4 protein-coding genes are annotated in these 11,363 nt (G+C 49.0%); 3 read left to right on the forward strand and 1 reads right to left on the reverse strand.

What is annotated here, in order from left to right; translation table 11 throughout:
• Positions 1-64: 64 nt before the first annotated feature.
• Positions 65-3,559 carry a chromosome segregation protein SMC gene (gene smc, locus Q0X97_RS09270; RefSeq protein ID WP_302066683.1) on the reverse strand — a complete coding sequence of 1,165 codons (3,495 nt, stop codon included), beginning with the start codon at positions 3,557-3,559 and terminating at the stop codon, positions 65-67.
• 479 nt (positions 3,560-4,038) lie between these two features.
• Here smc and Q0X97_RS09275 point away from each other — a divergent pair, with 479 nt between their 5' ends.
• The 3 genes from Q0X97_RS09275 (at position 4,039) to ettA (ending at position 11,343) form a co-directional block, all read left to right on the forward strand.
• Positions 4,039-4,935 carry an OmpA family protein gene (locus Q0X97_RS09275; protein WP_302066684.1) on the forward strand — a complete coding sequence of 299 codons (897 nt, stop codon included), beginning with the start codon at positions 4,039-4,041 and terminating at the stop codon, positions 4,933-4,935.
• Between the two features lie 28 nt (positions 4,936-4,963).
• The gene (locus Q0X97_RS09280) at positions 4,964-9,244 is read left to right on the forward strand and encodes an Ig-like domain-containing protein (RefSeq protein ID WP_302066685.1); all 4,281 of its coding nucleotides are present in this window, start codon (positions 4,964-4,966) and stop codon (positions 9,242-9,244) included.
• Between the two features lie 422 nt (positions 9,245-9,666).
• Positions 9,667-11,343: an energy-dependent translational throttle protein EttA gene (gene ettA / locus Q0X97_RS09285; protein WP_302066712.1), complete on the forward strand. Its 1,677-nt coding sequence runs from the start codon at positions 9,667-9,669 to the stop codon at positions 11,341-11,343.
• Positions 11,344-11,363 lie beyond the last annotated feature (20 nt).

Genomic DNA, 11,363 nt, shown 5'->3' on the forward strand with positions numbered 1-11,363 from the left:
GGCCGTCTGAAAAGTTTCAGACGGCCTCTTTTTTCTTGTCTTTAAGAAAGGTTGGGAGAAGGGCTTAAGCCGGTTCCGCCATGCTCAAAGCCTGCTGGATATCCACCGCCACAATCCGCGATACGCCTTTTTCCTGCATGGTTACGCCGATAAGCTGTTCGGCCATTTCCATGGTGAGGCGGTTGTGCGAGATGTAGAGAAACTGGGTTTGTGCCGACATTTCTTTCACCAGATTACAGAAGCGGCCGGTGTTGGCATCGTCGAGCGGGGCGTCCACTTCATCGAGCAGGCAGAAGGGGGCGGGGTTGAGGCTGAACAGGGCAAACACCAAGCTCATGGCGGTGAGGGCTTTTTCGCCGCCGCTCAAGAGGTGGATGGTGCTGTTTTTCTTGCCGGGCGGACGGGCCATAATGGATACGCCCGAAGTGAGCAGGTCGTCGCCGATCATGTGTAATTTGGCTTCGCCGCCGCCGAATAGGGTGGGGAAGAAGGTTTGTACTTTCTCGTTAACGGCATCGAAGGTTTCTTTAAACCGCGATTTGGTTTTGTTGTCGATTTGTTCGATGGCTTCTTCGAGCAGGTTGATGGCGGCCTGCACGTCTTCGCTTTGGCCGCGGTAGTAGCCGTCGCGTTCGCGGGCTTCTTCCAACTCTTGCAGGGCGGCGAGGTTGACGGCGCCGAGGGCTTCGATTTGTTGGGCGAGGCTGCCGATGTCGCTGTTGAGATTTTTTAAGCTGCCGGACTCAGCAGCCAGCGATTCGAGTGCGTCGAAATCGGCTTGGCGTTCGGCAAGGTTTTGGTGGAAGCGTTTGGCGTTCAGCAGGGCTTCTTGTTGTTGCAGCAAAGCGGTTTGGGTGGCGGCCTGTAATTGCGGCAGTTTGGCCGACAGGGTTTGTTGGCGGGCGTATTGTTCGCGGCCTTTTTCTTGGGTAGAGGCGAGTTGCTCCTGCATGGCGGCGTATTGCTCGTCGAGGTTTTGTACGGATTCGGTCAGTTCGCTGAGTTTGGCTTGTTGCTCGTCGTTTTGGGTTTCGGTTTCATAGGCAAGGGCCAATTCGGATTGGCGTTCCTGCCAGTCGAAAGTTTGCTGCTCAAGTTGGATCAATTGTTGCTGGAAGTGCTGTTTTTGCTGTTGCAGTTTGTGCACGGCCACTTCTGCCAAACCGTATTGGCGGTTGGCTTCGAGAAGGGCGAGTTGGGCTTGTTTCAGACGGCCTTGTTGCTCTTGACGGCTGCCGCCGGTGTTTTGTTGTTGGTGTTCGAGTTCGGCTGCTGCTTCGGTAAGTGTGGCGATATCGTCTTCGAGGCCGTCTGAAGTTTGTTCGAGAATGATTTGTTCTTCTTCGAGTTGTGCCAGTTCGCGTTCGATATGCTCGCGGCGGATTTGGCCCTGATTGGTGCGGGCGAGCAGTTCGGCGGCGCGGTTTTGTGCCGACTGGTATTGTTGGCTGTGCTGCTTTTGCTGCTGATGCAGGTTTTTGTAGTGCTGTTCGGCGGCATTTAAAGCGGTTTGGGTTTGGGCGGATTGTTGTTCCGCTGCGGCCAGTTTAGGCGTGAGTTGTTCCAGTTCGGCGGTTAATTCGTCCAAACGGGCTTTGCGCGCCATGAGGTTTTCTTGTGCGGCTTGGGCGTACAGCACCACGCTGATGCGGTCGACTTGATGGCCTTCGGGGGTCAGCCAGATTTGGTTATTTTGCAAGTCGGCTTGGTGCCGGATGGCGTAATCCAAATCGGGCGCGCATAAAACGCCGTCCAGCCAATGGTGTAAGGCCGTCTGAAAAGGAGCTTTGGCTTGAATTTGATTCAGCAGCGCCTGAGCGGGCAGGGTTTTCTTGAGGCCGCCTGAAAGATTGTCGGCCAACCAAGCGGCGCTGCCTTCGGGCAGGGGCGAGGGCGGTTGGAAGGCGGCGGGTACGGCGCGGGCGTGCAAACGTGTGGCTAGAACCACGCTTAAGGCGTGTTGCCAATCAGCGGGCGCGGTGATGTGTTGCCAAAGCTGAGGCGCGTCCGCCGCCGCGGTTTGTTGCCAGAAATCGGTTTGGGCGGCCTCGTCTTGGGCGAGCAGATGGGCAAGCGCCTGCTGTTGTGCTTGCAGGGTAATGTGTTGCTGTTTCAGGCTTTGCTGGTGTTGTGAGGCCGTCTGAAATTGTTCGCGCAGGCTGTTGAGCTGCTCTTCGGCTGCGAGTATCTGTTCTTCGTAATGTTCTTGTTGGCTTTGCAGCAAGGCGGCCTGTTCTTGCGCGGCGGCGGTTTCGCTGTCATCGGGCAGGTTGAGTGCTTGGCTTTCCTGTTTCAGACGGCCTCTGCGTGCTTCGTGCTGTTGCAGGGTTTGTTGCGAATGGGCGAGTTGCTGCTGTTTCAAGGCCAGCTCGCGTTTGATGCGGTTGTGTTCGTCTTGCTGGTTTTGGTAGGCGGTGTTCAGCACGGACTGTGCTTCTTCGAGTTCGGGCAGGCGTTCTTCGTATTCGGCAACCTGCATGGCCAGTTCGGCCAATTCAACCTGCTTTTCTTCTATGTGAATGTCTGCTTCTTCCAGTTGCTCTTTGATTTGCCGCTGCTCTTGGTGGATGCGCGAAAGCTGCACCTGCGCGGCGGCTTTGTCGCGCTCGATGCGTTGGTGCAGGGTTTGCTGATGGCGGATTTGTTCTTCCAAGCGGGCAATCTGTTCTCGCAATACGCCGCGTTGATTGCTGATGTCGTGCACGCTTTGCTGCTGCGCTTGCTCGGTGGCTTGCAGGGCGTGGATTTCTTCGGTTAGGGCTTGAACTTGGGCGGCGGTTTCGTCTTGCTGCTGCTGGAATGTTTGGTGTTGCGCAGTGGCTTTGTCGGCGGTGGCCAGCGATTGCTGCCATTGCACATAGTCGAGCAAGTCTTGCTGTTGCGAAAGCTGGCGGGTAAGCGTTTGATAGCGTTCGGCAGTTTCGGCCTGCTTTTCAAGTTTTTCTACTTGGCGGGCGAGTTCGCTTTGTAAGTCAGACAGCCGTTGCAGATGCTCGCGGGTGTCTTTCAGACGGCCTTCCGTTTCTTTGCGGCGTTCTTTGTATTTGGATACGCCCGCCGCTTCTTCTATATATGCCCGCAATTCTTCCGGCCGCGCTTCGATGATGCGCGAAATCATGCCTTGTTCAATCACGGCATAACCGCGCGCGCCTACGCCGGTGCCGAGAAAGAGATCGGTGATGTCGCGGCGGCGTACCACTTGGTTGTTAATAAAGTAAGTGGATTCACCCTGCCGCGTAAGCTGTCGCTTGATGCTTACCTCGGCATATTGCCCCCATGCGCCCTGCAAGCTGTGATCACTGTTGTCGAAAACCAATTCCACCGAAGCGCGCGGAGCGGGGCGGCGTGTGGCGGCACCGTTGAAAATCACGTCCTGCATGCTCTCGCCGCGCAGTTGTTTGGCCGATGCTTCCCCCAATACCCAACGAACGGCATCAATCACGTTTGATTTTCCGCAGCCGTTCGGCCCGATAACGGCAACGAGCTGTCCGGGTACATGAATGGTGGTGGGGTCGGTAAACGATTTGAAGCCGGCAAGTTTGATATGGGTGAGGCGCATAAGAAAAGTGAAGAAAGTAAAAATAAAACATTCTAGCTTAAATCAAGTAAGAGTGCCGTATTGCTTCGGAAAACCAAGCAAATGAAGAAAATAAGTGAAGTGAATATTGTTTGTTGTAAAAATGATAATGGGAAATAATTTAGGTATTTCGATATTATTTCAGTAACATAATCGTTTTTAAAATACTGTTTATTTACAATTGTATAGTAATTTTATTGTAAAAAGAGATTAATCCAAAGATAATTGTGAAAAATTGTAAAAAATGTACCTGTCATCTTTAAAAAATACCGTTGGTATTGCCATGCGAAAGGCATTTGTAGATGCGTTTATCATTTAAATATCTTTATGTATTAAGCAATCAGAAGAATCGGCGTTGCCGGAAGAACAGCATATCAAATCAATATATTCAATCTTTAAAACAGGCCGTTCCGGATTGGTTTTCAAAGCGAGCGGCATTATTAAATCAGGAGCTATAAATCATGTTTCAGTATCGTAAATTATTATGGGTGTTGCTTCCATTAACAGCAGTGGGATGTGCACATCATCCTAAAGAAAGCTGGGTGGATACCAAGCAGGCTGCATACAGTACTTCTGTTCCGGATAATCGCTCCTCAGTAGTGTTTTACCGTCAGGCCAATGCTGTAAACGGGCCCACCGTGAATATTTACGTTAACGGTCAATACTCCGGTTCATTGCAACCGAACGCTTACCGTCAGGAAGTCGTTTGTGCGCAAAACCAACGATTCCATGCTGAATTTACAAAACGTGATGCAGGTTATCTCAATAAGGCCAATGCAGGTGATTACTACAATCTGCCTGATTCCGCAGTGTCATTCTTCAAAATCATAGACGATGGGGCGGGAAACCCCGTGTTGCAGGCTGTTTCTCCTGAGCAAGCCGAAGTCGAGATGAAGGGTGTCAAACGTCAAAATCATACCTTGTCGCGCGTGGTAAGCAAAGAACAATGTGCCGTTATCTTGAAAAAATACAGCTTGCAAGCCTCTGCATTATTTGAATTTGACCGTTCTGATTTCAGCAGCGTCTTACCCAAAGGCAAGCAGGAGCTGGCAGTGATCTCCGAAGATATCAAACAAAATCCGGATCACATCAGCGGTATTGCAGTAGTGGGCCATGCCGACCCGGAAGGTTCTCCCGAATACAACCGAAAATTATCAGTTGAACGTGCGGCTACCGTGAAAACAGCTCTTTCTGAGAGTGGTTTGGATCGAAAACTGATTAGTGCGGAAGGACGCGGAGAACGAGAATTGGTTATCAAAAACTGCCGCAAAAAATACCCGAATAACGCCAAAGCACGCCAAGAGTGCGACCAACCTAACCGTCGTGTAGAAGTGATTTTGCACGGTGAGAAAAAATAAATAAGGCTAACAGTATAAGGTGAATGAAATGTCTAAAAATATTACTTTAAATATCAATAATACAAAAGAAACTTTAGAAACCGTTAAATTTCAGACGGCATCTGGTCAGCCTTTGCGTATTCCGGCACAAGCTGAGGTGAATTATCAGTTGGTTGATGAAGCAACGAATTTTGCTCCTGAAAATATTATGACCAAACGCGTGGGCGATAACTTGGAAATTGCCTTTGAAGGTTCGGATATCAATAATCCTGATCTGATTTTGGAAGGTTATTATTCCAACGAAACCGGTGCGTCCAAAACCAGTTTGCTGATTGGCCAGCATGAAAACGGCAATGTATATCCGTATGTTCCGGAAAGCACAGAACCTTCTGAAGCCGTAACCATGTTGGCTTCGGAAGTGGTAGCCGGTCAAGCTTTGGGTGGCGAGATTATCAGCACTTTGTGGATGCCGAATCCTCTTTGGTTGCTCGCATTAGCCCCATTGGCAGGTCTTGCCGGTTTGGGGGGTAAAGATGGTGATTCAGAGAAGCCTGTAACTATTACTGTAGATGCGCCTGATCACATCAATGACAATACACCTGAGATCCGTGGTGTAGTGAGCAATGCCGAGCCGGGTAGCGTGGTTACAGTAGTTGTAGTTGATAGTAAAGGTGTGAGCCAAACTGTAACTACAACAATTGGTAAAGATGGCGTTTATGTTGTAGAAGTGCCTGCTCCTATGGCGGATGGCAACTATACCGCAACTGCTACGGTTAAAACGCCTTCTGATAAAACTGCAACCGCTACCGATCCGGGCAGCATTGATACAACTGCCAAAATTACAGTTGATGCCCCTGATTTAAGCAATGACAACACGCCAATCATCACCGGTAAAACTACCGATGTAGAAGAAGGCCAAACCGTTACCGTAGTGATTACTGGTTCAGACGGCCAAACACAAACCGTTACCACCACCGTTAAAGCCGACGGCACTTACAGCGTTGAAGTGCCGAAAGCCTTACCTGATGGCAAATATGATGTAACCGTTACTGTTAAAGATAAATTAGGCAATGAAGGCAAGGCAACTGATCCGGGATTGATTGACACTAAAGCGACCATTACCGTAGATGCAGCTGATAACAGCAAGGACAATACTCCGACTATCGTTGGTAAAACTACCGATGTAGAAGAAGGCCAGACTGTTACCGTAGTGATTACCGGTTCAGACGGCCAAACGCAAACCGTTACCACCACTGTTAAAGCCGACGGCACTTACAGCGTTGAAGTGCCAAAAGCCTTACCGGAGGGCAACTACAGCGTTACCGCAACCGTTACCGATAAAGCCGGCAACACTGCTACTGCTGAAGATAAAGAAGGTAATGTGATCGATACTGCCGCACCGTCAATCAGTGTCGACGCACCGGATAACAGCAACGACAACACCCCGACCATCACCGGTAAAACCGATGCGCCGGCCGGTTCGACCGTAACCGTAGTGATTACCGCTGCCGACGGCAGCAAACAAACCGTAACCGCTACCGTTCAAGACAACGGCAGCTACAGCGTTGAAGTGCCGAAAGCATTGCCGGACGGCGGCTACACTGCCGAGGCCAGCGTTAAAGATAAGGCGGGCAACGAAGCGACGGCGAAAGATGACGGTTCGATCGATACCAAAGCAACCATTACCGTAGACGCACCAGCATTGACCAACGACGATACTCCGACCATCGTCGGCACCACCACCGATGTAGAAGCCGGTCAAACCGTTACTGTGGTGATTACCGGTTCGGATGGCAAAACACAAACCGTAACCACCACCGTCAAAGCCGACGGTACTTACAGCGTTGAAGTACCGAAAGCATTGCCGGACGGCAACTACAGCGTTGAAGCGACCGTTACCGACAAAGCCGGCAATACCGCGACCGCTACGGACAAAGAAGGCAATGTGATTGACACCACCTGTCCGAACATCAGTGTGGAGGCACCGGACAACAGCAGCGACAACACTCCGACCATCACCGGAGAAACCGATGCACCGGCCGGTTCGATCGTAACCATCGTGATTACGGCATCGGACGGCAGCAAACAAACGATTACCACCCCGGTTAAAGCCGACGGCACTTACAGTGTTGACGTACCGAAAGCCTTACCGGAAGGCCCGTATACTGCGGAAGCATCGGTGAAAGATCCGGCCGGTAACGAAGGCACGGATAAAGATGACGGTTCGATTGATGTTTATGCACCGATGGTAGAAGCTCAGGACCAACAGGTTGAAGAAGCCAGCAGCTCTAAAGTAAATGGGGTGATTAAAGTAAGTGATACATCTGATTTACATGCTATTAATGTAGCTGGTAAGGATGTGATGTCTGCTACAGCCGTTAATCCGATTGTGATCAATACGGATAAAGGCCGATTGATTGTGACAGGTTATGACGCAAACAAGGGAGAGGTATCTTACACTTACCTTGAAAATGGTGAGCGGAAAGATCACAGTAAAGGTGATAATTCTGTAGCTGACAGCTTTATCGTTACTGTAAAAGATAAAGCAGGCAATATCTCTATGGATAGCTTGGACATTAAGATTACTGATACCGAACCGTCGGCTGTCAATGATGTCAATAGAATTGGTGAAAAAGACAATTCGGTTAGCGGTAATGTACTGGCTAATGATGGAATCGGCGCAGACCCCGTAATAGTAGAAGTGGGTGACCGTAGTGGTCATTATGGTAAGTTGGTAATTGACCATAATGGTAATTACACTTACCAACTGGATAGCAATAATCCGGCTGTTAAGGCTTTGAATAATGGCCAAACACTTACAGATAAATTCATTTACGAAGTAAAAGATGCTGACGGCGATGTTTCAAAAGCTGAGTTGAAAATTACTATTAATGGAGCCGATAACGATAAAATTAAAATTGGTACAAATGATCCCGATCCTGATATTAAAGGAGGTTCCGGTAATGATGTGTTAATCGGTGATACAGGTGGTACTCAGACTATTATCACCAAAGGTGCCAATTACAATATTGCAATTTTATTAGACACCTCTAACAGTATGTCTAATTTCAGAACAGAAAGCGGCTATTCTTATCTTCAAATGGCTAAAGCATCGTTATTGAAATTAGCACATGACCTTGCAGGCCATGATGGAAAAGTAAATGTCGCCTTTATGACCTTTAATCATGAAGCTCATAAAGTAATCGATATTAGAGATTTGAATGAATCGAATGTAGACAGGTTGCTGGATAGTATTTCTGCGCAGAGAAGCAAAGGAGCAACAAACTATGAAGATGCATTTAAAGATGCTACCTCATGGTTTAAGAATGTTTCGGGTAATGGTTACAAAAATGTAACTTATTTCCTGACAGATGGTGAGCCAACTACTTATGGCCGTCATGGAGAAAAACAAAGCGGTGCATATGTAACCCAATCTTCAGTAGATGCTGGCTTGAAGAGCTTCAAAGCATTGGGTGATATATCCGATGTACATGCAATTGGTTTTGCACAAGGTGTTCAGCAAAAAACATTGAAATACTTTGATACCACATCCAGCGAGCCTTTGTCATATACCGAAGATGTAGTTAAACACCATAACGGACATAAAACCACTAAAGTAATTTATCACGGAGAAGCTGGAGAAGCCTCTATCGTAAATACTCCCGATGAGCTGGATGCCGCTTTGGAAAAAGGTTCCGTTACTAAAGTTTTACACAAAGTATCTGACGATGCTCTCTTTGGTGGCGAAGGCAACGACATTCTGTTTGGCGATTCCATCAAGACCGATCATTTGGAATGGACCAATGGCCATACCGGTAAAGTTTTCAAAGCCGGAAATCATGATGGCATGGGTTCCGAAGCCTTGAATGAATTTATCAAATGGAGTGAAAACGGCGGTGCGGCCGCGACTCAACAGCAAAAAGTTGATTATGTCCAAAAACATTGGGATGAGTTGCTGGATAACCGTGTTGATGGCGGCAATGACCAACTGTATGGCGGCAAAGGTGATGATATTCTGTTCGGCGGTGCGGGAAATGACGTATTGTCCGGCGGAGAAGGTGCCGACAAGTTTGTATTCTTGGCTAAGAGCAACAGCGGCCATGACAAAATCTTGGATTTCCAAGCCGGTACCGATAAAGTGGTGTTTGCCGATTTGGTAAGCCCTGATCAACTGAAAGGTGCGGTATGGAATGATCACACCCACACCTTGAGCTTTACCGGTGTAGGTCAAGACGGTGCCACTTATAAAAACAGCATCACGTTTACCAATATGTCGGCAGGTGAAACCTTAGACAGTATTTTGGAAAAACATGTTGAGTTTCTTGGTTAAGTAAACAGCCGATTGAAAAGGCTCTGCCGAAAGGCAGAGCCTTTTTGTTTTCAGACGGCCTAAACCATTAGACCGCTATATGATTTTCCTGTGGTTCGGTTAAAATAGGGGAAAATCGATGGGAAATTTAAGTTGGATTATCCGCCAGTATTTTCAGTTTTATCGTACATCAGCCTTATTTTAGATTCGCATTTTACATGCGGTAATCATCATTTGGTTGATCTATTGAATTAGTGTATGGTGATACGGCTTGTTGTTTCATCAGATAATCTTTTATCGAATTGAACATCCAAATCAAATGGCTATGCATATTTGATATGATTTGGTTTTACGGTATTAAAAAATAAAGTCAGGATTGTTTTTCAGACGGCTTTAAAGATTATATAGGCCGTCTGAAAATATTATTTATCGTTAAAGAGAAAATTATGAGCCAATACGTTTATTCCATGCTGCGCGTGAGCAAAGTGGTGCCGCCGCAAAAAACCATCATCAAAGATATTTCATTGTCGTTTGTTCCGGGCGCGAAAATCGGCCTGCTCGGTTTGAACGGCGCGGGCAAATCCACTGTGTTGCGCATTATGGCGGGTGTGGATAAAGAGTTTGAAGGCGAAGCCGTGCCGATGAGCGGCATCAAAATCGGCTATCTGCCGCAAGAGCCGGAGCTGGATCCTGAAAAAACCGTGCGTGAAGAAGTGGAAAGCGGCTTGGGTGAAGTGGTGGCTGCACAGAAGCGTTTGGAAGAAGTTTATGCTGCATATGCCGATCCGGATGCCGACTTTGATGCGCTAGCGGAAGAGCAGGGCCGTTTGGAAGCGATTATCGCCGCAGGTTCTTCAAGCGGCGGCGGTATGGAGCATGAATTGGAAATTGCCGCCGATGCGCTGCGCCTGCCCGAATGGGATGCCAAAATCGGCAATCTTTCCGGTGGTGAAAAACGCCGCGTGGCCTTGTGCAAACTGTTGTTGAGCAAGCCGGATATGCTGCTGTTGGACGAGCCGACCAACCACTTGGATGCCGAATCGGTGGAGTGGCTCGAGCAGTTTTTGGTGCGCTTCCCCGGCACCGTAGTGGCCGTTACGCACGACCGTTATTTCTTGGATAACGCCGCCGAATGGATTCTCGAGCTTGACCGTGGCCACGGCATTCCGTGGAAAGGCAATTACTCTTCTTGGCTGGAGCAGAAAGAAAAACGCTTGGAAAACGAAGCTAAAACCGAAGCCGCCCGCCTGAAAGCCATGAAGCAGGAGTTGGAATGGGTGCGCCAAAATGCCAAAGGCCGCCAAGCCAAATCCAAAGCGCGTTTGGCCCGCTTTGAAGAAATGTCCAACTACGAATACCAAAAACGCAATGAAACGCAGGAAATCTTTATTCCCGTGGCCGAGCGTTTGGGTAATGAAGTGATCGAGTTTGTGAACGTGAGCAAGTCGTTCGGCGACAAGCTCTTAATCGACGATTTGAGCTTCAAAGTGCCGCCCGGTGCGATTGTCGGCATCATCGGCCCCAACGGTGCGGGTAAATCGACCCTGTTTAAAATGATTGCCGGTAAAGAACAGCCGGACAGCGGCGAAGTGAAAATCGGCCAAACCGTGAAAATGTCGCTGATTGACCAAAGCCGCGAAGGTTTGCAAAACGACAAAACCGTGTTCGACAACATCACCGAAGGCCGCGATATTCTGCAAGTCGGCCAGTTTGAAATCCCCGCCCGCGCTTACTTGGGCCGTTTCAACTTCAAAGGCAGCGACCAAAGCAAGATTGCCGGCAACCTTTCCGGCGGCGAACGCGGCCGTCTGCATTTGGCGAAAACTTTGCTGTCGGGCGGCAACGTGCTGCTGCTGGACGAACCTTCCAACGATTTGGATGTGGAAACCCTGCGTGCGCTGGAAGATGCTTTGCTGGAATTCGCCGGCAGCGTGATGGTGATTTCGCACGACCGCTGGTTCCTCGACCGCATCGCCACCCACATTCTGGCTTGCGAAGGTGATTCGAAATGGGTGTTCTTCGACGGCAACTATCAGGAATACGAAGCCGATAAAAAACGCCGTTTGGGTGAAGAGGGTGCCAAACCGAAACGGATTCGCTATAAACCGGTAACGCGTTGATTAAGAGTTTGAAAAGGCCG

This window comes from Neisseria sp. MVDL19-042950, assembly GCF_030504625.1.
Classification (GTDB): Bacteria; Pseudomonadota; Gammaproteobacteria; order Burkholderiales; family Neisseriaceae; genus Neisseria.